Source organism: Alcaligenes sp. 1735tsa3 (assembly GCF_024134565.1).
In the GTDB taxonomy this organism is placed as follows: domain Bacteria; phylum Pseudomonadota; class Gammaproteobacteria; order Burkholderiales; family Burkholderiaceae_B; genus Alcaligenes; species Alcaligenes phenolicus.
Map to the genome: position 1 here is coordinate 2,580,514 of NZ_CP099862.1, position 26,546 is coordinate 2,607,059.

Consider the following 26,546-nt stretch of genomic DNA (forward strand, 5'->3'; position numbering starts at 1 on the left):
AGCTGCACAAGAACTGTCCCAACCCTGTGGAACAAGCTGTCATGCGTGTCCTGATTGTTGAAAACGATACGACCATTGCCGAAAATCTTTATACCTATCTGGAACTGAAAGGCTTTGCTGTGGATGCCGCCTACGACGGCAATGGTGCACTGACACTGCTGCAAGAACAGGATTTTGATGCATTGGTACTGGATCTGGGCTTGCCCGGTCTGGATGGTTTTGGTGTACTCCAGGCCCTGCGCCAGTCCAGTCAAACCCCCATCCCGACCTTGGTACTGACAGCCCGCAGCCAGCTGGAAAGCAAGCTCACGGCCTTTGACCTAGGGGCGGACGACTATCTGATCAAACCTTTTGCCCTGGCTGAAGTCGAAGCCCGGCTACGCGCTCTGATGCGTCGTGGCCCACCACAAGTGCAGCACGGCTCACTGCATTGGGGCCGTCTGGAATACAACCTGGATACGGCGCTGGTCAGCGTCAGCGGTCAGGAACTGCACCTGAGCTTCAAAGCCCGCCAGTTACTGGAAGCCCTGTTACGCGACCCGCAAGCCATTCTGACACGCCGCTCCCTGGAAAAAACCCTGTGGCCCCAAGGCGCTCCGTCGCCAGAAGCCTTGCGCAGTCAAATCCATATCTTGCGCCGCGCCTTGTCCGAGGCTGGCGCAGGCACCATTGAAACCTTGCCCGGCATGGGCTGGCGTTTGCAACAGGAGAGCTAAGGGATGGCCAAAGCCCCGCGCCGCAGCCGCTTCATGAGCACCCTTACCCAGCGTGTATCCTGGGCCCTGACCCTGATTGCCGCCTTGCTGGTCATCATTATGGGGGGACTGGCCTATGTCGCCTTTGCGCGCATGGAAGACGAGATGGTCAACGCCATGCTGGTCTCCTACGCTCGCAACCCCACTCTTTTACCCGACAGCGCCTACGACCGCAGTGAAGCCCTGGGCGCAGAGCTGGACAGCTATTGGTTTTTGCCGGGCCAAACTCTGGACAACTTGCCCGAATTTGCCCGTGTTCCCGAACCGGGCATTTACGAATTTCATCTGGGTAGCGACACCTGGCACGTACTGCGCCAGGACAAAGAGCAAGGCCAACTGTATCTGGTGTATCGCGCCACCCCTCACGAAGACCGAGTGCGCGAGTTTGGCCTGATTCTGCTCCTGATCGGTTCGGCCACGATATTGCTGGTGTTTTTACTCGGGCGTCGAGTAGCCCGCCACGCTGTGGCTCCCATGCTGACCCTGTCCCGCCATCTGGAAAACTGGGCACCCGGCCGCTCCGGCCTACCCGAACATCAGGATGATGAAGCTGGCCGGCTGATCCGAGCCTTTAATCGCATGCAGGAGCAAGTTGAGGAACTACTGACGCATGAACGCGAGTTCGCCGCCAATCTGGGCCACGAGCTGCGTACAGGGCTGACCGCCATACGCAGCGATTGCGAGCTTTTGCTGCTGCAACTGCCCGAAGGCCCGCAACAACAGCGCCTGCAACGCATGATGGTCCACGCCGATGCCGTCACCGCCAGCCTGGATGCCGCAGAAAGCCTGGCTTACACCGCAGAGCGCCATGTGCGCGAAGTCGAGGTCCACGAGCTGGCTCAACAGACCTGGCAGGCCGTCGCCCTGCTGGATGCGGATAGCCAGCAAGTACGTTGGAGCAATTTGGTGCCTGACCACTTGCTCTACACCTTGGACCCCTATGCCCTGTCCATGTTGCTGCGCATCCTGATGCGCAATGCCATCGACCACGCCGCCCCCTGCAAGCTGCAACTGAGCTGGATTGCCCCCTCAGTCCTGGCTTTGCAAGACGACGGCCCCGGCATTGCCAAACAAGATCAAATCCTGATCTTTGAGCGCCACTTCAGCCAGGGGAGACAACTGACGACAGGACTGCGTGAAGAAGGCCACAGAGGCATAGGCCTGGCACTGGCACGCCAACTAGCGCTGGCGCAAGGCTGGAGTTTAAGTGTACAAAGCGGGCCGAATGGCAAAGGCTGTGTATTCAAGCTGGATCTGGATCCGTCCTGATATCCTGAAACGGCAAACTTATCTGCACGAACGGTATCGCCAAGAGCACCAAAAACTCATTGCGACAGGCAAGACCAAAGACCTAGTAAGCTTTTCTCAACTGCAGCGCCTAACCCTTGAAAAGAGATTTTAAAAGGCTGGGCAATGAGCACAAAAAAACCCGGTCTTATTCAGACCGGGTTTTTTATCTTGCTCAAGCAGACTTGCTAAAGACTTACTGGCTTTCCAGGAAGCTCTTCAGTTTGTCGGCACGGCTAGGATGACGCAGCTTGCGCAAAGCTTTAGCTTCTATTTGACGAATACGCTCACGCGTAACGTCAAACTGCTTACCCACTTCTTCCAGAGTCTGGTCAGTGCTCATCTCGATACCAAAACGCATGCGCAGCACTTTGGCTTCGCGTGGCGTCAAGGAATCCAGGACATCTTTCACCACATCGCGCATGGAGCCATGCAAAGCGGAATCCGATGGCGAAACGGTGTTGTTGTCCTCGATGAAATCGCCCAGGTGGGAATCGTCATCGTCACCGATAGGCGTTTCCATGGAGATAGGCTCTTTGGCGATCTTCAGGATCTTGCGAACCTTGTCTTCGGGCATGTCCATCTTCTGGGCCAGGGTTGCGGGATCGGGCTCAACGCCGGTTTCCTGCAGGATCTGACGATTGATACGGTTCATCTTGTTGATCGTCTCGATCATGTGAACCGGAATACGAATCGTGCGGGCCTGGTCAGCGATCGAACGCGTAATGGCCTGACGAATCCACCACGTAGCGTACGTAGAGAATTTGTAGCCACGACGGTATTCGAACTTGTCCACCGCCTTCATCAGACCGATATTGCCTTCCTGAATCAGGTCCAGGAACTGCAAGCCACGATTGGTGTACTTCTTGGCGATGGAGATCACCAGACGCAAGTTGGCCTCGGTCATTTCGCGCTTGGCTTTACGTGCCTTGGCTTCGCCCGTGGTCATGCGTTTGTTGACTTCTTTCAAGTCCTTCAAAGGCAGCACAACGCTGGTTTGCAGGTCGATCAGCTTTTGCTGAACTTCCTGAATGGCAGGGATGTGGCGCTCCAGAATCGAGCTGTAAGGATGGCCTGCAGCCACCTCCTGCACCACCCAATCCAGATTGGTTTCGTTGCCGGGGAAAGCCTTGATGAAGTGTGCACGTGGCATATCAGCACGATCCACACAGATGTTCAGGATTTCGCGCTCGTGCTGACGCACGATGGCAACCTGCTCACGCATGGTATCGGCCAGCTTTTCCACCATCTTGGCGGTAAAGCGAATGCCCATGAATTCATTCAGGATGGTTTCCTGGGCTTGCACATAGCCTGCGCTCTTGTAACCTTCGGACTCGAAGGACACGCGCATCTTGTCAAACCATTCGCCAATAATGTCGAATTTCTTGAGCGACTTGTTGCGCAGGTATTCAATCTGCTTGCTGCTCATGCCGCCGGCTGGACCTTCGTCCTCGTCGTCAGCGGTGACACCGGAACCGGCGTATTCTTCGCCATCATCGTCCACCAGACCGTCAACCACTTCGTCAATCTGCATGACGCCTTCGCGTACACGCTGAACGTAGGCCAGGATCTCGTTAACCGTGGTTGGGCACGCGGCGATAGCCATCACCATGTGCTTCAAGCCATCTTCGATACGCTTGGCGATTTCAATTTCGCCTTCGCGGGTCAGCAGTTCCACCGAACCCATTTCGCGCATGTACATACGCACAGGGTCAGTCGTGCGACCGAAGTCGGAATCCACGGTCGTCAAAGCGGCTTCAGCTTCGTCCTCGACGTCATCGTCGCTGGATGCCATGGGCGCGTTATCGCTCATGAGCAAGGTGTCAGCGTCGGGAGCCTGGTCGTAAACCGAAATACCCATGTCACTGAAGGTGCCGATAATGCCATCAATGGCTTCGACATCCACCAGATCATCAGGCAGGTGATCGTTGATTTCACTGTAGGTCAGGTAACCGCGGTCCTTACCCAGCTTGATCAGGGCTTTGAGACGATTGCGGCGGGCTTCCTGTTCTTCAGGGCTCAGTTGGCCACGGACACCGAATACATCTTTTTCGGCTTTGGCGCGCTTGGCACCACGCTTGGCCACCGGCTTGAGATCAGGAATGACCTCTTCTTCGCCCATTTCGTCGTCATCGACAAAGTCGATACCGTCGTTATTGGCATTCTTTGCAGGACGTCCACGGCGACCGCCGGTAGCGGCTTTAGCCGCTGTTTTCTTGGCAGCCGCTTTTTTGGCTACCGTTTTTTTAGCAGCCGCCTTTTTAGCTGCCTTTTTGGCAGGCGCTGCGCCTGGCTCTCCACTTTCGTGAAGCTCATCGAGCTCTACCGAGCTTGATGCCCCTGATTTTGCTGTCGCGGCCAAGGTTTTCTTAGCAGACCGAGAGACCGTCGTCGAGGTTTTACCAGTCGTTTGAGTCATATTTTCTTCCATAGACGCCATTTACCCCTGTGGCACTAAATATGTAGCCACCGAGTCGTACAGGCAAGAGCCTGATAATGAGCGTGTTCACAACCGGCTTGCTCCTGGGCGTGTTGCGCGAGCGAACCCTAAGTCATTTAATCCCTGGCTCATGGGCTCAAGGCATAAGGTGGTTCACAATCCGCTAACCCGCCGCATTTGCTCGCGTACCAGTTTTAACCCCCTGGCCGGCCACAAACACAACACATAACCCAATATTTTACTTCACTTGCCGAGTATAAGCAGCATTCAACAAAGCAATACGGCGTGTCAATTCTTGATAACGCTGACGCTGTTCGGGCTCTTGCAAGCCCGTGGCCACCAATGCCGACTGCTCTGCCTTGATCGCATCCAGTTCGATGCGATGCAGCGCATCACGCCATTCACCCTGCGGATCGGGCAATTCTTCTTCGCCCAAGAGCTCCGTGGCCAGCGCTTCGAGCACGGGGGCCAGGTCGGACTCGGGATCCACGGCCTCCAGCAACGCACCTGCATGACGCGCCGAGCTGATATTGCTTAAGGCAATCAGCTCTTGCACTAAACGTAAGTGGGGACTTTGCGCCAAAATTTCAAGTTGTTGATCGCCCAACCCTCCCACCAGGGTTGGATGCCCAATGAGCAAGCGCAGCAATCGCTTGGCCATCGGAGTCACGGCGCGGCTGCCACCCAGGACAGCGCGCTCTTGCCGTTGACGATTATTCTTGCCACCCTTGCCGCGACCTGATGCTGGCCGCTCCTGATATTGCTCCTGAGGCTGCCAATCGGGCTCGTCCTGCCAGCCATCCATAGGCAGGCTGTCAGCAAAGGAACCGTCAAAACCGTCTTCAAACGGCTCCATGCCATCTGAAGATGGTGCTGGCTGTGCCGGAACCGGTGGTCTGGCTACCAGACCATCCTGAGCCGGCGGCGTATCCACGGCAGGCCGGCGAACCGGCTCTACGGTACTCAGGCGCTGCGCCAGCTCGTCTGGCGTCAGCAGCACCATGCGGGCAAATTCGTGCTGAATCTGCACCTTCAAGGTACTGTCAGCCAGTTCCAGCAACAAAGGCAAAGCCTCGTGCACGCAAGCCGCGCGGCCTTCGGCCTCGTCCATGCGATGGCGGGCTGCCAGCTCGTCCAGGAAGAAGCGCGACAAAGCTGCTGCTTCCTGGGCCTGCTCGCGAAACGCGGCAGCGCCGTGCTCACGAACAAAAGAATCGGGGTCGTGGTTATCCGCCAGGAACATGAAGCGGATGGACACATCGTCACGTACCAGCGGCAAGCAGGTATTCAAGGCACGCCAGGCGGCCTTGCGCCCTGCCCCGTCACCATCAAAGCAAAACACCAGCCTGTCGCTGGCGCGCATCAATTTGGTGATGTGGTATTCGGTTGTCGCGGTGCCCAAGGTCGCTACGGCATTGTGCAAGCCATGTTGCGACAGCGCCACCACGTCCATATAACCTTCAACAATCAGGACAAAGCCTTCTTTGCGTATGCCCTGACGTCCTTCCCACAAGCCGTACAGCTCGTGTCCTTTGGAAAACAGCGTGGTTTCCGGCGAATTCAGGTACTTGGGTTCACCTTTTTCGATCAGACGGCCACCAAAGCCAATGATATGGCCCTTGGTACTGCGGATCGGAAACATGATACGTGAACGGAAACGGTCGTAGCGACGACCATCTTCGGACTCGATCACCAAGCCGGACTCAACCAGTTGCTTGTCTTCGTACTGCGGAAATACAGCCGATAAGCCGCGTCGCTCCGTACCTGTCCAGCCCAACCCGAAACGGGCAGCCGTCTCCCCATCCAGACCACGACGTTTTAGATAGTCGATAGCAATGGGTGACTGTTTTAGCTGACGTAGGTAATGCCCCTGTGCCGTTTCAAGAATATGATGCTGACGCGACAACTCGTCTTTACGACGCGCATCGGCAGCACGTTGGCGTGGGGTGCGATCTGCTTCGGGCACAGTCATTCCGACGGAACCAGCTAAGCTGCGTACCGCCTCGGGGAATGAAGCCCCTGTGTGTTCCATCAGGAACGAGATAGCCGATCCGTGAGCGCCACAACCGAAGCAATGGTAAAACTGCTTGGTGGGACTGACTGTAAATGAAGGGGATTTTTCGTTGTGAAAAGGGCACAGGCCAAGCAAGTTGGCCCCGCCTTTACGCAACTGCACGTACCGCCCGACGACATCTACGACATCGACACGGGCGAGCAGTTCCTGAACAAAAGATTCAGGGATCAATACAAGCGTGGAGGCAGTTGCTGGCTGCGGATGCGTTTGTAGTGACGCTTCACGGCGGCAGCGTGCTTGCGCTTGCGCTCAGCCGTTGGCTTTTCGTAGAATTCGCGCGAACGCAGCTCGGTCAACAGACCGGTTTTTTCAATAGTGCGTTTGAAGCGGCGCAGAGCAACTTCAAAGGGTTCGTTTTCTTTCAGGCGAACAATGGACATGTAATCCCTGACCTTTGTAAAAAGAGTTAGCGTAACAGATAGCCCAATATGGTAGCACGATTGCTGGCATACACCAAGCAAGGCGCAATTAGGCTATCCACCAATTATCTGAATGCCAGCGATCAAGCCTGGCCGGTACCCTTACGGATCCAGGCGTCCAGCTGATGAGGGCGAATGCTATCGTAGTCCTCAAAAGGCTGATGAATCCAGGGATTTGTGGGCAACTTGGACACGTAGTAGTCTGGGTCGACCTGGGCGTGGCCTTTCCACCACAAAACGGCGGTTTTCAGCTCGGTGATCGCGGGAAACTGTGCACGCAGGTGATCACGTACACGCATAAAAGTCTTGCCCGTATCGACCATATCATCGACCAGCAGCACATTGCCATCCAGGGTGCCACGGGTAATGGTGATGTATTGCGCAATATCCAGATCACCCTGTTCGGTACCGGCGGCTTCGCGATAGCTGCTGGTGGCCAAAATACCCAGGGGTACATCATAGATGCGCGAAATAACGTCTCCCACTCTCATGCCGCCTCGGGCCAGGCAAACAATTTTGTCGAATTTCCAGCCTGATTCGTGAATGCTCAGGGCCAATTGTTCAATCAGGCGATTGTATTGTTCCCAGGAAACCCATTCATCAGTATCGCTATTTGGGGGCAGACTCATATGTATTCCAGATATAAATGCACTAGCTGCGCTTTGGTACCTGCAAAACAAGAGTCTGGTAGGCCAACGCAGCGTCCAGAACGACAAAGCGGCCCTTCAGGCCGCTCTGTACGCACCGTACAACGGTGCAAGGCATTATACCGCGATAAATCGCTTATTTGGTAAACGGATCGCGCAATACGATGGTTTCGTTGCGATCTGGCCCTGTGGAAACCATGTCGATAGGTACATCGCACAGTTCAGCAATACGTTCCAGGTAACGACGAGCGTTGATAGGCAACTTGTCGTAGTCGGTCACGCCCACGGTGGACTCGGTCCAGCCGGGCATTTCTTCCAGAACGGGCTCGGCTTCGGCAACCGCGTGTGCGCCGTAGGGCAGGACGTCCAGGAACTCGCCCTTGTAGCGGTAACCCACACCAATCTTGATTTGCTCAACGCCGTCCAGCACGTCCAGCTTGGTAATGCACAGACCGGAAATACCGTTAATCATGACCGAACGCTTCATGGCCGCCGCATCAAACCAGCCGCAACGACGTGGACGACCGGTAACGGAACCGAATTCCTTGCCAACCGTAGCCAGACGCATGCCGGTGTCATCCAGCAACTCGGTCGGGAATGGCCCCGAACCCACGCGAGTGGTGTAGGACTTGGCGATACCGAGCACGTAGCTCAATTCCTGAGGACCCACACCCGAACCTGCGGAAGCGGCACCGGACAAGCAGTTGCTGCTGGTCACGAAGGGGTATGTACCGTGGTCAATATCCAACAATGCACCCTGGGCACCTTCAAACAGGAGTTTCTGCCCTGCTTTCTTGGCCTGATACAGGTTGTTGGACACATCAGCGACCATAGGAGCCAGCTGTTCAGCGTGCTTCATGGCCAGGTCGCGAACCTGTTCGGCAGAAACAGCTTCAGCGCCCAGGTACTGAGTCAGCACGAAGTTGTGGTAATCCAGCGCTTCGGACAGTTTTTCGTCAAAGATTTCGGGATCGTACAGGTCCTGAACACGCAGGGCACGGCGTGCCACCTTGTCTTCGTAAGCAGGGCCGATACCGCGACCGGTCGTACCGATCTTGCCGTCGCCTTTACGCTTTTCACGAGCCTGGTCCACGGCGATGTGGTAAGGCAAAATCAGCGGGCAAGCGGGCGAGATCTGCAGGCGCGAACGCACGTCCAGACCGGCAGCTTCCAGCTCGGCGATTTCAGTCAAGAGGGCCTCAGGCGACAGCACCACGCCATTGCCAATGTAGCAAGTGACGTGCTCGTGCATGATGCCCGACGGAATCAAGCGCAGAATGGTCTTCTTGCCATTAATCCACAATGTATGGCCAGCGTTATGCCCACCCTGGAAACGAACCACGCCATGCGCGGACTCGGCCAGCCAGTCGACGATCTTGCCTTTGCCTTCGTCACCCCACTGGGTGCCAATCACCACAAGGTTTTTGCTCATGTCTAGTATCAGAATAAAGGAGGCCGGCACGGTGCCGGACCAATAACAATCACCAACGCTACAAGCCGCCTGGCTTACAGCGCCCTAACTTGCCACTGACCGTCCAACGAGACCAGCTCGCGATCGATCACGAATTCATCCAGATTCAGCTCCTGACCGGGCAGCATCTGAATCACAATTTCACCGTTTTGACGCAGCTGCTTGACCGCTGCCGTCAGGGCCGCATCACTCCCCCAGGGAGCACGTACTGCACGGGCTGCCTGAGCCGGTGCCAAGCCAGCCGAGAGCTTGCGCAAATCCAGGCTGAAGCCGGTTGCAGGACGAGCACGACCATACATGCGGCCAATACCGTCAAAGCGTCCGCCCTTGACCAAGGCATCGTGCCAGCCTTCGGCGTACACCGAAAAGATCAGGCCCGAATGGTAGGCATAACCGCTGCCGATGTCGGCCAGGTCCACCGTAATTTCGTGGCCAGGCAAGGCATCAATGAAGCTGCGCAGGCTACCCAGAGCTTCGCGCACTTCCGGTTCGTCCGGCAGAACACTGCGGGCACGCTCCAGTACGCTGCCATCGCCATACAGCGAGGTCAAAGCCAGCAGATAGCGGGTGGTTTCAGGCAGACAGCCCGACTCACGACCCAGGGCGCGCAGGCCCGACACATCTTTGGCGTTCAGAAGCTCACACACTTCTGCCACGCGGGTTTTCAAAATAGGATCGCGCTCGATCAGAAAGCGCCCCAGATCGGGGTAGTTCAAGTCCAGGCGAGGATGATGCACCCCTGCCCGGCCCACGCTTTCCAGCGCCAGTTGCACCACTTCCAGATCGGACTCAATACCAGCATGACCGAAAATTTCCGCGCCAATCTGCAGCAATTCACGATCCGACAACAAACCAGCCGGACGGGCATGCAAGACCGAACCACAGTAGCAAAGCCGAGTGACGCCTTCGCGGTTAAGCAAGTGAGCGTCGATACGTGCCACCTGGGGGGTCATGTCGGCGCGTACGCCCATGGTACGACCCGAGATTTGATCGACGACTTTGCTGGTACGCAGATTCAGATCTGTGCCAGAAACCGCTTGCAGGGATTCCAGATACTCCACCAAAGGTGGAGCTACCAGTTCGAACCCGTAAGTACGATACAAGTCTAGCAAATCGCGGCGCAGTTCTTCGATGCGGCGCGCCTCTGCAGGCAAGATATCAGCCAGGCTCTCTGGCAACAACCAATTGGACATACTCGTGCCTCGGACTACTTATAAACGAAAGTTTCAGCCAAACAAAAAGCGACTTGGGGCCTGTAAGCCGCCCAAGTCGCATGCGAAGTGGTGTTAGTAACTTACACGCTAGTATAAACGATCAGGGCCGCGGGTGGAACACCCAGCGGCCCTAAGTTCTCTAGCGGGGATCAGTTCGCAGGTGCTGCGGGTGATCCTTGCTTGCCCCAATACTTGAAGAAATCAGAGTCAGGGCTGATGACCAGTGTGTCGGTCTGTTTGCTGAAAGCACTGCGGTAGGCTTCCAGACTGCGGTAGAAACGATAGAACTCGGGGTTCTTGCCATAACTATCGGAGTAAATGGCAGCGGCTTCACCATCACCCTGACCACGGATGGCCTGAGCTTGGGCATACGCGTCGGCCAGCAACTCTTCACGCTGACGTTCGGCTTCGGCACGGATACGCTCACTTTCAGCAGCACCGGTTGCACGCAAACGGTTGGCTTCTTGTGTACGTTCAGCTTCCATACGACGGTACACCGATTCCGAAATCTCGGGAGCGAAGTCAATACGACGCAAACGCACGTCAATCACTTCCACACCCAAAGGACGGGCACGGGCCTCAACGGCCGTCAGCACTTCACGCATGATGGCATCACGCTCGGTGGAAACCACTTCTTTCACCGTGCGCACGTTCACCGAAGCGTTCAGGGCGTCACGAATCTGGGCTTGCAAACGCTCGACAGCACCACGATCCGTTGCGCCAAAGGTCACGTAAAACAGGCGTGGATCGGAAATGCGCCATTTGACGTACGAGTCGATTAGCAGGTTTTTCTTTTCAGCCGTCTGAATACGCTCAGGATCCTTGGTTTCAATCGTCTGCAGACGTTTGTCCAGGAACACCACGTTTTCAAATGGCGGTGGCAGCTTGAAGTACAGGCCAGGGGTCGTGATGGTACCGCGCACTTCACCCAGCGCAAAAACCAGAGCCGCATCGCGCTCACGCACGATGAAAACGGAAGACAGCAGCAGACCGACAATTACCGCCAGGGCCACCAGAGCAGGAAATAAACGTTGCATCAAGCTCTCCTAGCGTGCGTATGGGGAATAAGGACTGACCAAAGAGCCCAGCGAGGTATCCAGACCGGCTGGATTGGCTGGCGCAGGCGCTTTGGGTGCCGCAGCCGGAGCTGGACGGCTGATCTGTCCTTGCGAAGCGGCCGAGGCGACAGGAGCGGATGGCTCCATATCGGTACGGCTGCCCACCTGACGCAGGATCTTGTCCAAAGGCAGATAGATCATGTTGTTATCGCTACGGGTATCAACCAGTACCTTGCTGGTGCTCTCCAGGATTTCCTGAATCGTGGACAGGTACAGACGATCCCGCGTTACACCGGGAGCCTTCACGTACTCGGCCTCGACGCTGCCGAAACGTGCAGTGTCACCCTTGGCATCACCGATCACACGAGCCTTGTAACCCTCAGACTCCTGCATCATGCGAGCCACTTGACCAGCGGCTTCGGGCAACACCTTGTTGGCGTAGGCCTGACCTTCGTTGATCTGACGCTCGCGGTCCTGACCGGCCTTGACGGCATCGTCAAAGGCGGCCTGAACCTGCTCGGGCGGCTGCACGTTCTGGATAGCTACGGTGCTGATCTGAATGCCGGTACGGTAGCGGTCCAAAATGGACTGGGCCAACTGCTGCACGTCCGATGCAATCTGGGTACGGCCGGAGTACAGCACGGAGTCCATGGGCTGCTTGCCCACGACTTCACGCATGGCGGTTTCAGCCGCCTGACGTACCGACTCGTCCGGATTATTGGTGTTGAACAGGTAGTCCGGTGCGCCTGTAGGCAGCAAACGGTACTGAACCACATACTGCATGTCGACGATGTTCTCGTCGGTTGTCAGCATCAGGGATTCAGGTAGAACTTTATTGCGTGCACTGCCGCGGTAGCCCACTTCAAAGGTACGCAACTGCGAAATATTCACAGTCTGGTGATCTTCGATGGGAGCGGGCCAACGCCACTGCAAACCGGGATTCAGAGTTTTCGTGTACTCGCCAAAACGGGTAACCACGGCAACCTGACCTTCCTGCACGATGGTAAAGCCACTGGCCATCCACAGACCGACCGCGACCACACCGCCGATGATCAGCAGCTTGGGCGAGCCTTTGGGGATGGATGGGCCATTACCGCTACCCGGAGGCATGCCACCGGGAGGGGAGCGACGTCCCTTTTTGCCGAATAAAGACCCCAAGCGACTGTTGAAGTCACGCCATACCTCGTCGAGGTCAGGCGGGCCATCTTGTTTCTCGGGGCGGCGAGGTGGCTCGGAACCGTTTTTGCCACTGTCTCGTCCCCAACCGGGATCATTGAGATTGAATATTTTATTGTTCAGACGCATTGTTTTCCGCGAAATGACCTGATTCGACGATTGCTGTACGCAAGCCATCCAATCCGATGCGCTCTAAAGCGCTAACAAAGACTCGGGCAATAGTACCATGTTCATCCCGCTCTACCCGTGGCTCATAGCCGGCTTGGTCAATTTTGTTATAGACCAGAATGCGAGGTATTTCATGGGCCCCGATGTCCTCCAGAACCTTATGAACTTCAGCGATTTGTTCATCGCGTTGAGGGTTGGCCGCATCGACCACATGCAGCAATACGTCTGCATGGACGGTCTCTTCCAAAGTGGCCCGGAAAGCGGCAATCAAGGTCGGTGGCAATTCACGAATGAAGCCCACCGTATCCGAAATTACGACCTGCCCTGCTCCTTCAATCCAGATACGACGCGTGGTGGTATCCAAGGTAGCAAATAACTGGTCAGCTGCGTAGGCGTCCGCTCGGGTCAAGGCGTTAAATAGCGTGGATTTTCCCGTGTTGGTGTAGCCCACCAGAGACACCGACAAGGTGCCGCTACGAGAACGAGCACGGCGTTGGGTGCTGCGCTGGCGTTGCACCTTGGCCAGACGCTCACGCAAGGTACGGACTTTGTCGCCAATCATCCGGCGGTCCATTTCCAGCTGCGATTCACCTGGACCGCGCATACCGATACCGCCCTTTTGGCGCTCCAAGTGCGTCCACATCCGGGTCAATCGGGAAGTCAGGTGTTGCAGCTGGGCCAGTTCCACCTGCAATTTACCTTCGTGACTTTGCGCACGCAGGGCAAAAATATCCAGAATCAGGGCAACCCGGTCAACCACACGCAGCTCCAGCTTGCGCTCCAGATTACGCTGCTGGGCCGGGCTCAAGGCATGATCAAACAGCACGACTTCGGCGCCAGTTGCCTTGGCCAGGGCGACGGCCTCTTCCAGCTTGCCCGTACCGATGTAGTAGGCAGAATCTGGACGGGACCGACGCACGACCATCAGTTCCATAATCTGGGCGCCCGCCCCTTCAGCCAGCATGACGAATTCTTCAGCATGGGCCTTGTAGTCCAGCTCGCCCATATCCACACTAATTACCAGTGCCTTCAACGCTTGCTCCAGAAACAAAGACCCGCCCGCGGGCACCGCGAGACGGGTCTTTCAGAGTACAAAGAACTGGGTGAGGATTTATTCAGCCTGCTCATCCGCAGCCAAAGTAACGGGGCGTGCAGGAACGACGGTAGAGATCGCGTGCTTATACACCATTTGAGTGACTGTATTGCGCAGCAGTACGACATACTGATCGAAGGACTCGATCTGACCTTGCAGCTTGATGCCGTTGACCAGGTAGATCGACACAGGGATATGCTCCTTGCGCAGCGCGTTCAAAAACGGGTCTTGTAGAATTTGCCCTTTATTGCTCATTGGTGAGGCTCCGGTTATGTTGTTTTTCCAGAAATGGAAGCGAATCCCACTACTTTACCGGGTTTTCCCTGAATTCGCACGTTCCAAACTGGAGATTTTTATCTAATAGGTGTATATCAGGCGCCTTGCCCTAAAATCTGCCGCAAACTGTTGCACAGTCGGGCACATTGCTCGGGCGATCCTACCGTAATACGTAAATACTGCTCAATGCGTGGCTGACGGAAATGGCGAACCAAAATCCCCTGTTCACGCAAGGCCTGCTGAATACCAGCTGCCGAATGCTTAGGGTGAGTTGCCATCAAAAAGTTCGCTTTCGAGGGCAAAATCTCGAAACCCAGCTGCTCCAGATCAGCGCGCAACTGCTCGCGTGCATCAATCACAGCCTGGCATTGGCGGGCAAAATACTCCGTATCCTTCAAGGAAGCCACGGCCCCCACCTGGGCGATCGTGTCCATGGGGTAGGAGTTGAAACTGTCTTTCACACGCTCCAGGGCCTGGATGATATCGGCGCTGGCCAGGGCATAACCCACACGCAGGCCTGCCAGGGCACGCGACTTGGACATGGTTTGGATGACAACCAGGTTGTCATACTTTTCCAGCAGGCTGACCGAGGACGTGCCGCCGAAATCCACGTAAGCCTCGTCCACAACAACCGTGGTGTCCGGGTTGGCAGCCAGAATGGTTTCGATATCTTCCAAAGACAGCGGAATACCGGTAGGCGCATTGGGGTTGGCAAAAATGATGCCGGCAGGTGGCAGACTGCGCTTGCGCACATAGTCCTGCACATTCAACGTGAAGTCCTCGCGCAGCGGCACGATATCAGCAGGCACACCGAAGTACGAACAGTAAGTGGTGTAGAAGCTGTACGTGATATCAGGCAGCAGGACCGGGCGCACGCCACGCAGGAACAAGGCGCTGAACACATGGGCCAGCACTTCGTCCGAGCCATTGCCCAAAAAGACATTATTGGCTTTCACGCCGTGGTTGTGCGCCACAGCGTCACGCAGCTCCTGCGCGCTGTAGGAAGGGTAAAGACGCAAATCATCGGTCGCCGCCTGGCGGATCGCTTCCAGCGCTTTAGGCGACGGACCGAAAGGATGTTCGTTTGTGTTCAGCTTCAAGAGGTTATCCAGCTTGACCTGCTCACCCGGTACATAGGGTGAAAGCCCCGCTACATGATCACTCCACAAACGGCTCATTACGCGTCCTTCAGATAAGGGTTTTTAGATGATTTGAATTCGATGCGCAAAGGCGTGCCTTCCAGCTTGAAGGCCTCGCGAAAACGCGTCTCCAGATAACGGCGGTAACTGTCCGAAATGGCATCCAGGGCGTTGCCGTGAATCACCACGATCGGCGGGTTCATGCCACCTTGGTGAGCATACCGCAACTTGGGACGGAAAATGCCCTTGCGCGGTGGCTGTTGCTGTTCCACCGCTTCTTGCATGACGCGAGTGAGCTTGGGCGTGGACAGCTTGGAGAAGGCAGCCGCATGAGCGGCATTGACCGACTTGAGCAAGGGATTGATCCCCTGCCCTTTCAGCGCCGACAAGGTGTGCATCTTGGCAAAGTTCAGGAAGCGCAATTTGCGATCGAACTCGCGCTTGATCCACTCGCGCTGGTACTCGTCCAGGCCATCCCACTTGTTGATGCCCACCACCAGTGCACGACCGGTTTCCACCACGAAGCCCGCAATGCTGGCGTCCTGGTCGGAAATTTCGGTGTGAGCGTCAATCATCAACAAGACCACGTTACACGCTTCAATCGCCTGCAAGGTCTTGATAACGGAGAACTTTTCAACCGCTTCAAATACCTTGCCGCGCTTGCGCAAACCGGCCGTGTCGATCAGGGTGTATTCCACCCCGTTGCGCTCGAACTCGATCTCAATGGCATCACGCGTCGTACCGGGCTGGTCAAACGCAATCACGCGATCTTCACCCACCAGGGTATTGATCAAGGTGGATTTACCCACATTGGGGCGGCCCACAATCGCCAGCTTGATACGGTGCTGAAATTCATCGTCATCCTGGCCATCCTCTTCAGGCTCAGGATTGGGCACTTGCTCCAGTGCCAGGTTGATCAGCTCTTCCACGCCATCGCCGTGGGAAGCGGAGATCAGGTAAGGCTGACCCAGGCCCAGTTCGTGGAATTCCACGCCACCGGCCTCGTAACGCATGCCTTCGGCCTTGTTGACGGCCAGCAGCACTTTCTGACCCAGCTTGCGCAGCAACTGCGCAATTTCCAGATCCAGTGCATTGACGCCCTCACGGGCATCGACCAGAAAGACGACCACGTCAGCTTCGGCGATCGCCTGCTGGGTCTGACGAGCCATCTCCAGCAACATGCCAGTTTTGGCCACAGGCTCGAAACCACCCGTATCGACCACGATATAGGGGCGGCTGCCAACCCGACCTTCGCCGTAATGACGATCGCGGGTCAGACCAGGGAAGTTCGCCACCAGAGCCGCGCGCGAGCGCGTCAGGCGGTTGAACAAAGTGGACTTGCCGACGTTGGCCCGACCGACCAAAGCCACTACGGGCTTAAAAGAAACGCTTTTCAATTGATTCCAACCAAGACCAAATTACCATTGCCGGTCTGAACCAGGACCCCACGCGGGGTTCCGATCAAAGGCGACACAATGGCACCACCGCCGACACTGACCCGACCCAACAAGGTGCCGTCCAGTCGCGATAGAAAGTGAACATAGCCTTCCATGTCACCGGCGGCGAGCGCCTGGGGCATGACGGCCAAAGGAGCCAGACCACGGTTACGCAAAGCATTCTGCGTCCAGATGGTTTGCCCGTCTGTCATGGCAAACGCTTCAATCTGGTCGCGGCTATTGGCGGCATACAACATATGGTTGTCCGCTGCGATACCGGTACCGGCCGAAAATTCCCTATCCCACACCAGTCGTCCACCTTGGGAGACGTCAAAGCAGGCAACACGACCTTGGTAGGTTGCACCGCACAGCAGGGGATCGACGACCTGGGGAGCACCCACGACGTCATTAATGCGCTCCAGGTCCGTCGCGCCACGGGAGACAGAAATACTGCCTTCCCACACCAGATGACCTTGAGCCGCGTCAATGGCCATCAAACGGCCGTTGGGCATTCCTGCCAGCAACAAACCATCAATAATGCGCATTTGCATGCTGGTTTTCAGCGACAAGGCGGGGCCAGGACGCTGCAGACTCCAGCGCAGATCGCCTGTGCTGGCATCAAATGCCTGCAAGCGGTAGTCGCTGGTACGCACCACAACCACACTGGCACCCACAGCAGGCGGCACATTCACAGCGCTGCTGCTACGACTGCGCCACAACTCCTTGCCCGAGTCGTCAAACGCAATGACGTTGCCGTCCACCGAAGCGACCGCAGTCACCACACCGTCCGAACCGGCACCGGCGGTCAACTTCTTGCCGGCATTGGCCGACCACTGCACGCGACCCGTATCCAGATCCACCTTGCTGACCTGACCCGAGACCGTCGCGGCGTAGACCGAGGAGCCACTGACTTGCGGTGCAAAGCCGGAGTCTGCGCCGCTACCAATCGAGGTACTCCAACTGATCTTGGCGGCCACACCAGGGGTGTATTCCGTCAGAGGCGTAGGCTCGAAACGAGGATCCTTACTGGAGAACATGGAGCAACCGGCCAAAGCGGTCAGGCTCAGGGCCAGAGCGCTCAAGCGCAGGACACGCATGGCAGAGGATGGGGATTTGCGAATAGTAGGAAGAGACATGAATTAAGCTCCTGCCAGGGCATCAAGTTTGATCTGTACCAACTGCGAAATAGGGTCTTGCTTGAGCAACTCCACGGCCTGCGTCCAGGCTTCGCGTGCTGCATCGTTCTGCCCTTGGGCGGCCAGAATATCGCCTTTGCGATCCGCAAACAGACCGGCAAAGCTGGCAGGAGGATTTGTCAGCTGAGCCAGGGCATCATCGTAATTCTTCTGTTCCAGCAAGATACCAGCCAGACGCAAACGCGCCAGCGGAGTCAGCGCCGGGTCGTGATTGGTTTTAACCATCCACTCCAGTTGCTCACGAGCAGGTGTCAGATTGCCACGTTGCTGCAAAGCCTGGGCAGCCAGCAAAACACCACGGGAGGTGTAGCCGGACTTGGGGAAATCGTTACGCAAGGTCATGCTGGCAGCCAGCACGCGGGCATCGGCCTCTTCGCCGGTCTGGGCAGCCGCACTTTCCAGCGCCTCAAAGTAACCCATGGCCTGACCGGCCTGATGCCCCTGATACCACTGCCAACCGCGCCAGCCGGCTACTGCTGCCAAGGCAGCAAAAGCCAGCACGATGCACAAGGTGCCCCAGCGGTCCCACCATGCTCGCATGGCATCTAGTTTTTCCTGTTCTTCAAGATCGTAGGCCATGCTCAAATCCTTGCTGACAAAACACTGGCGAGTTCAGAAAATTCAACAGACTGTTGCTGCTCGGCGCCATCCGCAGCACGCAACCATTTCACACTGGCCTGTTCTTTTTGGAGTTCGTCGTCACCCAAAATAACGGCGGCCTGCGCACCACTGGCATCAGCCCGTTTGAACTGGGACTTGAAGCCGCTGGAGCCTGCATGGACTATCACCTGCAAACCGGCATCACGCAATTGCTCGGCCAACAGCGAGGCCTTGCGCTGGGCTGCCTCACCCTGGTGAACCATATACACCTGACATTCGGGAATGACTGGCTGCTCGCCATCTTGCGAGCACAGGTCCAGCAAGCGCTCCACACCAATAGCAAAACCCACGGCGGGCGAAGGCTTGCCACCCATCAATTCGATCAGGCCGTCGTAACGGCCACCGCCGCACACCGTCCCTTGAGCACCCAGGCGATCCGTTACCCACTCGAACACGGTCAGATTGTAATAATCCAGACCACGCACCAAGCGCGGGTTCAATGTGTAGGCAATACCGGCATCATCCAGACGATCGCAGACGCCCTGGAAGTGAGCACGAGACTCTTCACCCAGGAAGTTGAACAAACGTGGGGCCGCATTGGCCATTTCCTGCATGGCCGGATTTTTGGTATCCAGCACGCGCAAGGGGTTGGTATACATGCGACGCTGGGCTTCTTCGTCCAGCACATCCTTGTGCGCTTCCAGGTGCTCGATCAAGGCCGCACGGTGGGCGGCACGCTCTTCAGCCTGACCCAGGGAGTTCAGTTCCAGACGGATGTCCGTCAGACCCAGCTTCTTCCACAAACGGGCCAGCATGACGATCAGCTCGGCATCAACGTCTGGCCCTGGCAGACCCAACGCTTCCACGTCGATCTGATGGAACTGACGGTAGCGGCCACGCTGCGGGCGCTCGTGACGGAACACCGGTCCCATCGCATAAACGCGATGAGGGCGATCGTACAAGAGATTATGTTCGATAGTGGCGCGCACCATGCCCGCCGTAAATTCGGGACGCATGGTGAGCTTGTCGCCGTTGAGCGAATCGGTAAAGGAATACATTTCCTTTTCGACAATATCGGTGACTTCGCCAATACCACGAGCAAACAGCTGGGTATGTTCCAGCACGGGGGTACGCATATTGCGATAGCCATAGCTGGCCAACCATTCCCGCACCAGGGCCTCCAGGGCTTCCCACTGTGCGCTTTCACCCGGTAAGGTGTCTTTCATGCCCGTCAGGGCGCGGAGCTTTTGAAACTGCTGCGTCATAATTCTAATGGTTTGCTCGCCATAGACTGACAAGCGTGTTGATCAAACCGTTGATGTTTTGCCGTAGCGGCGCTCAACGTAATTCTGGACAATGGTCTGAAATTCCTGAGCGATAGTATCACCCTTCAGGGTCACCACCCGCTCGCCATCCACATAGACGGGTGCCGAAGGAACTTCCCCGGTTCCCGGCAAGCTGATGCCAATATCGGCGTGGCGGCTTTCCCCCGGACCATTGACCACACAGCCCATCACCGCGACGTTCATGGTTTCCACGCCGGGATACAAATCCTTCCAGACGGGCATCTGGTCACGCAAATAGCTTTGAATATCGTTGGCCAGCTCCTGGAACACCGTACTGCTGGTGCGACCACAACCCGGACACGCCACCACCATAGGGGTGAAAGCACGCAAACCCATGGTCTGCAAGATTTCCTGAGCCACCACCACTTCACGAGCACGATCGCCACCGGGTTCAGGAGTCAGGGAAATACGAATGGTGTCACCAATGCCTTGCTGCAACAAGACAGCCAAGGCGGCGGTGGAAGCCACAATCCCCTTGCTGCCCATCCCCGCTTCGGTCAGACCCAGATGCAAGGCGTAGTCACAACGAGCCGACAAATCCTGGTAGACCGTGATCAGGTCCTGCACATGGCTGACCTTGCAGGACAGAACAATACGGTTGCCCGACAGCCCCAGTTCCTCGGCACGCTGGGCGTTGCTGATGGCAGAGATAACCAGAGCATCGCGCATCACCGCCTGAGCCGTCCAGGGATGAGCACGCTCGTTATTCTCATCCATCATGCGGGCCATCAGCTCGTGATCCAGGCTGCCCCAGTTCACGCCAATTCGCACAGCCTTGTCGTAACGGCAGGCGATTTCGATCATCTTGGCGAAGTTATCGTCCCGGCGCTTGCCACCGCCCATATTGCCCGGATTGATCCGGTACTTGGACAGGGCCTGAGCACACTCGGGGTAATCTGCCAGCAATTTATGGCCGTTGTAATGGAAGTCCCCCACCAAGGGGACATTTACGCCCATGCGGTCCAGCTGCTCGCGAATGGCAGGCACTTCACGGGCCGCTTCGGGGGTATTGACCGTAATACGCACCATTTCAGAACCGGCACGCGCCAGTTCCTTGACCTGGATAGCCGTTGCAATGGCATCGACCGTATCCGTATTGGTCATGGACTGCACCACGACCGGCGCCGAGCCCCCCAGTTTCACAACATGATCACCCCAGCGCACATCAACCGTACGCGTCACCCGCTTGGGTTGGGCGCCCACCGGCAGAGGTTGGCAAGCAGAGGGAGTTTCGGGACCCTGCGTCATTTCTTCAAGTCCTTGAGCCAATCGAACACCAGCCACTCTTCGGGAACCCAGCCCCGATCAATGGCGTAAAAACCAGCGACCAACAGCAAAACAATAATGATAAGAATCCAGATCCAGCCAAACCCGCCGCGCGAGTCCGAATACAGGCTCAAGTCCGCACTGGACAAGCCCGCACCCGAATGATTGCGCGGCACGGGCTTGGGCGCAGCGGTATCGCTGACCTGAGCTTCCAGCATGACCAGCACAGCCGATACGTCGGCCTCCAGAAAGCGCGCGTAATTGCGCACCATGCCCCGCAACGGCTGCCCACCGGGCAACTGGTCCCACTCCTGGGCCTCCAGGGCCTCTAGCTGGCGAACCGAAAACTTCAGGCGAGTGGAGGCTTCGTTCAGCGTACAGGATCGCGCCAGACGCAGTTCACGCAATGTCGGGCCTACACCTGAGTCCGTTTCCGGAGCCGATTGGTTGGAGGGGACCAGAGTCTCGCTCATGCACGTTCCTGTTTGATTTGAATGACAGCACGATCAGGCAAACGTTGTTCGATACGGGTGCGATCACGAATATCGCCCGCCAACTGTCCACAAGCGGCAGCAATATCATCGCCGCGCGTCTTGCGCACTGTGGTTACCACCCCACCATCCATCAGCCGTTGGGCAAACTGTTTGACCCGTGCAGCTGAAGAGCGTTTCAGACCGGACTGCGGAAAAGGATTGAAAGGAATCAAATTAAATTTACAGCGCACAATGCGTGCGATATCCAACAGTTCCTGCGCATGCTGGTCGGTATCGTTGATGCCGTCCAGCATGATGTATTCAAACGTGATGAAGTCACGCGGCGCGTGCTCCAGATAGCGATTACAGGCATCCAGAAGCTCGGCCAGCGGGTACTTCTTGTTCAGGGGCACCAGGCGATCACGCAACGCATCATTGGGCGCGTGCAGCGATACGGCCAATGCGACCGGGCAATCTTTGGCCAGACGATCCATCATGGGCACCACCCCGGAGGTGGAGACCGTCACGCGGCGGCGCGACAGACCGTAGGCATTGTCATCGAGCATCAGGCGCAAGGCACCGAGCACCTGATCGTAATTGAGCAAGGGTTCGCCCATGCCCATCATGACCACATTGCTGATAACACGTGTGCTGGTCTGCTCGGCATCGCCAATACGGGCGGTTTCCGGCGCATTCAGCAAAGCACGGCGAGCAAACCACAACTGACCAATGATTTCAGAGGTCGTCAGGTTGCGGTTGAAGCCTTGATAGCCCGTGGAACAGAATGGACAGGCCACCGTGCAGCCAGCCTGGCTGGAAATACACAGGGTGCCCCGGTCGTCCTCGGGAATGAAAACCGCTTCGACGGCGTTATTGCTGCCTACATCAAACAGCCATTTACGAGTGCCGTCGGTAGAAATATGTTCGTGCGACATGCTGGGCGCGGTGACAACGCAATTAGCGGTCAGCTGCTCGCGGAACTCGCGCGCCAGATCCGTCATCTGCCCAAAATCGTCTTGTTGACGCTGGTGTATCCAGCGCTGCAATTGGCGCGCGCGGAAAGGCTTGCCACCCCATTGGGCGACCAGTTCAACAAGTTGCTCCGGGCCCAGGCCCAGAAGGTTAGTAGGTTCGAGCGATGACATAAAAAAATAATACCTTCACGCGGTCTGGCTATTACTTTCTTGCAGGAGGGCAAAAAAGCCTCTTTTTGCGGATTTGCCCGGCACACCCATTCCGGTGTGCCGGGCAAGTCTTGCTCAGAGTGCCGCCAGTACTGCGCGGTTTAACGAATTAACGGCTGTAAACGTTGCACTCTGGGAAGAAGAAAGCGATTTCGACAGCAGCGGTTTCAGGAGCGTCGGAACCGTGAACAGCGTTAGCGTCGATGCTTTCAGCGAAGTCAGCACGGATGGTGCCGGCGTCAGCTTTCTTGGGGTCGGTAGCGCCCATCAGTTCGCGGTTCTTGGCAATGGCGCCTTCGCCTTCCAGAACTTGTACGAACACAGGACCGGAAACCATGAAGTCGACCAGATCCTTGAAGAAAGGACGCTCGGCGTGCACGCCGTAGAAGCGCTCGGCTTCGCCACGGGACAGGTGAACCAGGCGACCAGCGATCACTTTCAGGCCAGCGCCTTCAAAGCGGGAAATAATCTGACCGATCACGTTTTTAGCAACAGCGTCGGGCTTGATAATGGACAGAGTGCGTTCAATAGCCATGTGAAAATCCAAATAAGAACAATATAGTGTAGTCTTTGCTGCGTAAAGCAAAATGCAGATCCGACGGTTCGCGCTAAATTTTTTAATGAAAACAAGCACTTTCATCAGATTTACGGCAACCCGGCATTTTACCACGCCAAAGACGCACGGCCACATCTTAAAATAGTGCATCTTAAATTCGTTTTTTACCCAGGATTAGTCCCGCCCTATCTGGCACTGAACGTGCAATAAGGGGCAGGCAGACCGCATCACCATGACCAACTCATCCGCTACGACCTCCGACGAGCAATTATCCAAGAGCTTTGAACCCCAGGAAATCGAAACGCGCTGGTACGCGCGCTGGGAGCAAGCCGACCTTTTCAAGGGTGGCCAACATGTCCAGCCCTTGGGTGATCATCAGTCCGAACCCTTTGTGATCCAGTCCCCACCACCAAACGTCACCGGGACTTTGCACATGGGCCACGCCTTTAACCAGACCATCATGGATGGCCTGACGCGCTACCACCGCATGAAAGGCGACGATACGGTCTACATTCCCGGTACCGACCACGCCGGGATTGCGACCCAGATCATCGTGGAACGCCAGCTTGATGCCCAGAACATCAGCCGCCACGACCTGGGCCGCGAGAAATTCCTGGAAAAAGTCTGGGAGTGGAAAGAGAAGTCGGGCAATACCATTACCGGCCAGTTCCGCCGCCTGGGCGCGTCCTGTGACTGGAGCCGCGAATACTTCACCATGGACGACAATCTGTCCCGTGGCGTGCTGGAAACCTTTGTCCGTCTGTACGAGCAAGGCCTGATTTACCGCGGCAAGCGCCTGGTGAACTGGGACCCCGTGCTGGGCACCGCCGTATCTGATCTGGAAGTGGTCAGCGAGGAAGAAGACGGCTACCTGTGGGAAATCAGCTACCCGCTGACTACCCCCCAAGGCGGCCTGACCCACCTGACGGTGGCCACCACCCGCCCCGAAACCATGCTGGGCGACGTCGCCCTGATGGTGCACCCTGAAGACGAGCGCTATATCGGCCTGATCGGTCAAACCGTTACCCTGCCCCTGGTTGGCCGTTCCATCCCGATCATTGCAGACGACTACGTAGACCCGGCCTTTGGTACCGGCGTGGTGAAGGTTACGCCCGCCCACGACTTCAATGACTACGCTGTTGGCCAGCGCCACGGCCTGGAAATGATCAGCATCCTGACTCTGGATGCCCACATTGCCGACACCGCCCCCGAAGCCTACCAAGGCCTGGAGCGCTTTGCTGCACGCAAGCAAATCGTGGCCGACCTGGAAGCCCAGGGCCTGCTCAAGGCCGTCAAGCCACACAAGCTGATGGTGCCACGTGGCGACCGCACCAATACGGTTATCGAACCCATGCTGACCGACCAGTGGTTTGTCGCCATGAGCAAGCCTGCACCTGAAGATTCCCTGCACCCCGGCAAGAGCATCACCCAGGTTGCCCTGGATGTGGTGGCCGATGGCCGTGTGCGCTTCTACCCCGACAACTGGTCCAACACCTACAACCAGTGGCTGAACAATATTCAGGACTGGTGTATTTCCCGTCAGCTGTGGTGGGGTCACCAAATTCCCGCTTGGTACGCCGAAGACGGCAGCCTGTTTGTCGCCCGCTCCGAAGAAGACGCTCTGGAACAAGCCCGTGCCGCTGGCGTGACCGGCCCACTGCGCCGCGACGAGGACGTACTGGACACCTGGTTCTCCTCTGCCCTGGTGCCCTTCACCGATCTGGGCTGGCCTGAAGAAACCCCGGATCTGGCTCGTTACCTGCCCTCTAGCGTGCTGGTAACTGGCTTCGACATTATTTTCTTCTGGGTGGCCCGCATGGTCATGATGAGCATGCACCTGACCGGCCGCGTTCCGTTCAACACCGTCTATGTTCACGGACTGGTGTGCGATATGGAAGGCAAGAAGATGAGCAAATCCAAGGGCAACACGATTGACCCGGTGGATTTGATCGACGGCATCGACCTGGAAAGCCTGATACACAAGCGCACCTTTGGCTTGATGAATCCCAAGCAGGCTCAAAGCATTAGCAAGCGCACCAAGAAGGACTATCCCGATGGCATCCCCGCCTTCGGTACGGACGCGCTGCGCTTTACCATGGCCGCTTACGCCACCCTGGGTCGCAACATCAACTTCGACATGAAGCGCTGTGAAGGCTATCGCAACTTCTGCAACAAGCTGTGGAACGCCACCCGCTTTGTGCTGATGAACACCGAAGGCCATGAACTGCACACCGACGCTGCTGCCGAACTGAGCTTTGCAGACCGCTGGATCATCAGCCTGCTGCAAGGCCTGGAACAGGACGCCGAGCGCGGCTTTGCCGACTACCGTTTCGACAACGTCGCCAACGCCATCTACCACTTTGTCTGGGACGAGTACTGCGACTGGTACCTGGAACTGGCCAAGACCCAGATCCAGAACGGCACGCCCGAGCAGCAACTGGGCACCCGCCGCACCCTGATCCGTGTCCTGGAAGTGGTGTTGCGCGTGGCACACCCCATCATCCCGTTCATTACGGAAGAGCTGTGGCAAAAAGTCTCGGTGGTAGCTGGCAAACGTGCTGCCAATGAAACCACCAGTATTTCGGTCCAGCCCTACCCTATCGCCAATCCGGCCGCCATTGATGAACAGGCCATGGCACAGGTTGCAGAACTGAAAGCCCAAGTGGACGCGATTCGCGCCTTGCGCGGCGAGATGAACCTCTCGCCCGCTCAGCGCGTGCCACTGGTTGCCCAAGGTGACGCTGCAATCCTGAGCGCCAACAGCCCCTATCTGGCCAGCTTGTGCAAACTGGAAAGCGTAGACATCGTGGATCAACTGCCCACCGACGCCGGCGCCCCAGTACAAGTGGTCGACACCACTCAGCTGATGCTGCACGTAGAGATTGACGTGGAAGCGGAGCGTATCCGCCTGTCCAAGGAAATCGAACGTCTGCAAGGCGAGATCAACAAGGCCGAAGCCAAACTGGGCAACGCCAGCTTTGTAGAACGTGCACCTGCCGCCGTGGTTGAACAGGAGCGCCTGCGCGTGGCTCAATTCGGTGAGACACTGGCCAAGGTGAAACAGCAGTTTGATCGTCTGGGCTAATCGCCTGAATCAGGTCTTGGTGACGAGAAAAGGCCCTGCACGAGTGCAGGGCCTTTTTGCATCTATGGTCCTTCAATCCAGCGGCACTATTCCGATTACCCGTAACACACCCTCCCTGCTCATACGAAACAGAAGAACACAGGAGCATCACACCAGCGCAGACCGGTCGCGCACAGAAGCCATCCCG

General features: G+C 56.9%; 22 protein-coding genes. 3 read left to right on the forward strand and 19 right to left on the reverse strand.

What is annotated here, in order from left to right:
* Window positions 1-41 precede the first annotated feature (41 nt).
* Window positions 42-716 (forward strand): response regulator transcription factor, encoded by a 675-nt coding sequence (locus NIZ92_RS12045; protein WP_026483479.1) that lies wholly within the window; start codon window positions 42-44, stop codon window positions 714-716.
* Window positions 717-719: 3 nt separating this feature from the next.
* A complete protein-coding gene (locus NIZ92_RS12050; protein ID WP_247966691.1) occupies window positions 720-2,024 on the forward strand; it encodes a HAMP domain-containing sensor histidine kinase in 1,305 nt (434 codons plus the stop codon).
* A gap of 214 nt (window positions 2,025-2,238) precedes the next feature.
* On the opposite strand, the gene rpoD is transcribed toward NIZ92_RS12050, so the two are convergent.
* From rpoD to ndk, 19 genes are all read right to left on the reverse strand, one after another.
* Window positions 2,239-4,461: an RNA polymerase sigma factor RpoD gene (rpoD, locus tag NIZ92_RS12055; RefSeq protein ID WP_021446482.1), complete on the reverse strand. Its 2,223-nt coding sequence runs from the start codon at window positions 4,459-4,461 to the stop codon at window positions 2,239-2,241.
* A gap of 259 nt (window positions 4,462-4,720) precedes the next feature.
* Window positions 4,721-6,727: a DNA primase gene (dnaG, locus tag NIZ92_RS12060; RefSeq protein ID WP_035272287.1), complete on the reverse strand. Its 2,007-nt coding sequence runs from the start codon at window positions 6,725-6,727 to the stop codon at window positions 4,721-4,723.
* Window positions 6,724-6,936, reverse strand: a complete 213-nt coding sequence (gene rpsU, locus NIZ92_RS12065; protein ID WP_003799344.1) for a 30S ribosomal protein S21 — start codon at window positions 6,934-6,936, stop codon at window positions 6,724-6,726. Before rpsU ends, dnaG begins: the two co-directional genes overlap by 4 nt.
* 122 nt (window positions 6,937-7,058) lie before the next feature.
* Window positions 7,059-7,604, reverse strand: coding sequence for a phosphoribosyltransferase (locus NIZ92_RS12070; protein WP_021446480.1), 546 nt, complete (start codon window positions 7,602-7,604; stop codon window positions 7,059-7,061).
* 154 nt (window positions 7,605-7,758) lie between these two features.
* Window positions 7,759-9,054, reverse strand: coding sequence for an adenylosuccinate synthase (locus NIZ92_RS12075; protein WP_009455867.1), 1,296 nt, complete (start codon window positions 9,052-9,054; stop codon window positions 7,759-7,761).
* A gap of 74 nt (window positions 9,055-9,128) precedes the next feature.
* Window positions 9,129-10,286, reverse strand: coding sequence for an ATP phosphoribosyltransferase regulatory subunit (locus NIZ92_RS12080; protein ID WP_009455869.1), 1,158 nt, complete (start codon window positions 10,284-10,286; stop codon window positions 9,129-9,131).
* A 170-nt stretch (window positions 10,287-10,456) separates the two neighbouring features.
* Window positions 10,457-11,344, reverse strand: a complete 888-nt coding sequence (gene hflC / locus NIZ92_RS12085) for a protease modulator HflC (RefSeq protein WP_021446479.1) — start codon at window positions 11,342-11,344, stop codon at window positions 10,457-10,459.
* A gap of 9 nt (window positions 11,345-11,353) precedes the next feature.
* On the reverse strand, window positions 11,354-12,670 hold the full coding sequence (gene hflK, locus NIZ92_RS12090; protein ID WP_254002025.1) for an FtsH protease activity modulator HflK: 1,317 nt from the start codon (window positions 12,668-12,670) through the stop codon (window positions 11,354-11,356).
* On the reverse strand, window positions 12,654-13,742 hold the full coding sequence (gene hflX, locus NIZ92_RS12095; protein ID WP_009455872.1) for a GTPase HflX: 1,089 nt from the start codon (window positions 13,740-13,742) through the stop codon (window positions 12,654-12,656). The genes hflK and hflX overlap by 17 nt, the downstream gene beginning before the upstream one ends.
* Before the next feature lie 78 nt (window positions 13,743-13,820).
* Window positions 13,821-14,057: an RNA chaperone Hfq gene (gene hfq / locus NIZ92_RS12100; protein WP_003799329.1), complete on the reverse strand. Its 237-nt coding sequence runs from the start codon at window positions 14,055-14,057 to the stop codon at window positions 13,821-13,823.
* A 116-nt stretch (window positions 14,058-14,173) separates the two neighbouring features.
* On the reverse strand, window positions 14,174-15,256 hold the full coding sequence (hisC, locus tag NIZ92_RS12105) for a histidinol-phosphate transaminase (RefSeq protein WP_035272281.1): 1,083 nt from the start codon (window positions 15,254-15,256) through the stop codon (window positions 14,174-14,176).
* Window positions 15,256-16,614, reverse strand: a complete 1,359-nt coding sequence (gene der, locus NIZ92_RS12110) for a ribosome biogenesis GTPase Der (protein ID WP_009455876.1) — start codon at window positions 16,612-16,614, stop codon at window positions 15,256-15,258. The genes hisC and der overlap by 1 nt, the downstream gene beginning before the upstream one ends.
* Complete coding sequence (gene bamB / locus NIZ92_RS12115; RefSeq protein WP_301555098.1) at window positions 16,611-17,750, reverse strand: outer membrane protein assembly factor BamB; 1,140 nt, start codon at window positions 17,748-17,750, stop codon at window positions 16,611-16,613. The genes der and bamB overlap by 4 nt, the downstream gene beginning before the upstream one ends.
* A 42-nt stretch (window positions 17,751-17,792) precedes the next feature.
* Window positions 17,793-18,428: a tetratricopeptide repeat protein gene (locus NIZ92_RS12120; protein ID WP_254002027.1), complete on the reverse strand. Its 636-nt coding sequence runs from the start codon at window positions 18,426-18,428 to the stop codon at window positions 17,793-17,795.
* Window positions 18,429-18,430: 2 nt separating this feature from the next.
* Window positions 18,431-19,714, reverse strand: a complete 1,284-nt coding sequence (gene hisS, locus NIZ92_RS12125; protein WP_254002028.1) for a histidine--tRNA ligase — start codon at window positions 19,712-19,714, stop codon at window positions 18,431-18,433.
* 42 nt (window positions 19,715-19,756) lie between these two features.
* A complete protein-coding gene (ispG, locus tag NIZ92_RS12130) occupies window positions 19,757-21,043 on the reverse strand; it encodes a flavodoxin-dependent (E)-4-hydroxy-3-methylbut-2-enyl-diphosphate synthase (protein ID WP_035272271.1) in 1,287 nt (428 codons plus the stop codon).
* Complete coding sequence (locus NIZ92_RS12135; RefSeq protein WP_035272268.1) at window positions 21,040-21,534, reverse strand: RodZ family helix-turn-helix domain-containing protein; 495 nt, start codon at window positions 21,532-21,534, stop codon at window positions 21,040-21,042. The genes ispG and NIZ92_RS12135 overlap by 4 nt, the downstream gene beginning before the upstream one ends.
* The gene (rlmN, locus tag NIZ92_RS12140) at window positions 21,531-22,679 is read right to left on the reverse strand and encodes a 23S rRNA (adenine(2503)-C(2))-methyltransferase RlmN (protein ID WP_009455884.1); all 1,149 of its coding nucleotides are present in this window, start codon (window positions 22,677-22,679) and stop codon (window positions 21,531-21,533) included. Before rlmN ends, NIZ92_RS12135 begins: the two co-directional genes overlap by 4 nt.
* Window positions 22,680-22,827: 148 nt before the next feature.
* Window positions 22,828-23,253 carry a nucleoside-diphosphate kinase gene (gene ndk / locus NIZ92_RS12145; protein ID WP_009455885.1) on the reverse strand — a complete coding sequence of 142 codons (426 nt, stop codon included), beginning with the start codon at window positions 23,251-23,253 and terminating at the stop codon, window positions 22,828-22,830.
* Window positions 23,254-23,506: 253 nt separating this feature from the next.
* Between ndk and NIZ92_RS12150 the strand changes: the two genes are divergently transcribed.
* Entirely contained in the window at window positions 23,507-26,359 is a 2,853-nt protein-coding gene (locus tag NIZ92_RS12150; protein WP_254002029.1) for a valine--tRNA ligase, read from the forward strand.
* Window positions 26,360-26,546 lie beyond the last annotated feature (187 nt).

Excerpts from the sequence above, each read along its gene's own strand:
- NIZ92_RS12045 (WP_026483479.1), top strand. The coding sequence starts at position 42 with ATGCGTGTCCTGATTGTTGAAAACGATACGACCATTGCCGAAAATCTT.
- NIZ92_RS12050 (WP_247966691.1), top strand. The coding sequence starts at position 720 with ATGGCCAAAGCCCCGCGCCGCAGCCGCTTCATGAGCACCCTTACCCAG.
- rpoD (WP_021446482.1), bottom strand. The coding sequence starts at position 4,461 with ATGACTCAAACGACTGGTAAAACCTCGACGACGGTCTCTCGGTCTGCT.
- rpsU (WP_003799344.1), bottom strand. The coding sequence starts at position 6,936 with ATGTCCATTGTTCGCCTGAAAGAAAACGAACCCTTTGAAGTTGCTCTG.
- NIZ92_RS12070 (WP_021446480.1), bottom strand. The coding sequence starts at position 7,604 with ATGAGTCTGCCCCCAAATAGCGATACTGATGAATGGGTTTCCTGGGAA.
- NIZ92_RS12075 (WP_009455867.1), bottom strand. The coding sequence starts at position 9,054 with ATGAGCAAAAACCTTGTGGTGATTGGCACCCAGTGGGGTGACGAAGGC.
- NIZ92_RS12080 (WP_009455869.1), bottom strand. The coding sequence starts at position 10,286 with ATGTCCAATTGGTTGTTGCCAGAGAGCCTGGCTGATATCTTGCCTGCA.
- hflC (WP_021446479.1), bottom strand. The coding sequence starts at position 11,344 with ATGCAACGTTTATTTCCTGCTCTGGTGGCCCTGGCGGTAATTGTCGGT.
- hflK (WP_254002025.1), bottom strand. The coding sequence starts at position 12,670 with ATGCGTCTGAACAATAAAATATTCAATCTCAATGATCCCGGTTGGGGA.
- hfq (WP_003799329.1), bottom strand. The coding sequence starts at position 14,057 with ATGAGCAATAAAGGGCAAATTCTACAAGACCCGTTTTTGAACGCGCTG.
- hisC (WP_035272281.1), bottom strand. The coding sequence starts at position 15,256 with ATGAGCCGTTTGTGGAGTGATCATGTAGCGGGGCTTTCACCCTATGTA.
- bamB (WP_301555098.1), bottom strand. The coding sequence starts at position 17,750 with ATGCGTGTCCTGCGCTTGAGCGCTCTGGCCCTGAGCCTGACCGCTTTG.
- NIZ92_RS12120 (WP_254002027.1), bottom strand. The coding sequence starts at position 18,428 with ATGGCCTACGATCTTGAAGAACAGGAAAAACTAGATGCCATGCGAGCA.
- hisS (WP_254002028.1), bottom strand. The coding sequence starts at position 19,714 with ATGACGCAGCAGTTTCAAAAGCTCCGCGCCCTGACGGGCATGAAAGAC.
- ispG (WP_035272271.1), bottom strand. The coding sequence starts at position 21,043 with ATGACGCAGGGTCCCGAAACTCCCTCTGCTTGCCAACCTCTGCCGGTG.
- NIZ92_RS12135 (WP_035272268.1), bottom strand. The coding sequence starts at position 21,534 with ATGAGCGAGACTCTGGTCCCCTCCAACCAATCGGCTCCGGAAACGGAC.
- rlmN (WP_009455884.1), bottom strand. The coding sequence starts at position 22,679 with ATGTCATCGCTCGAACCTACTAACCTTCTGGGCCTGGGCCCGGAGCAA.
- ndk (WP_009455885.1), bottom strand. The coding sequence starts at position 23,253 with ATGGCTATTGAACGCACTCTGTCCATTATCAAGCCCGACGCTGTTGCT.
- NIZ92_RS12150 (WP_254002029.1), top strand. The coding sequence starts at position 23,507 with ATGACCAACTCATCCGCTACGACCTCCGACGAGCAATTATCCAAGAGC.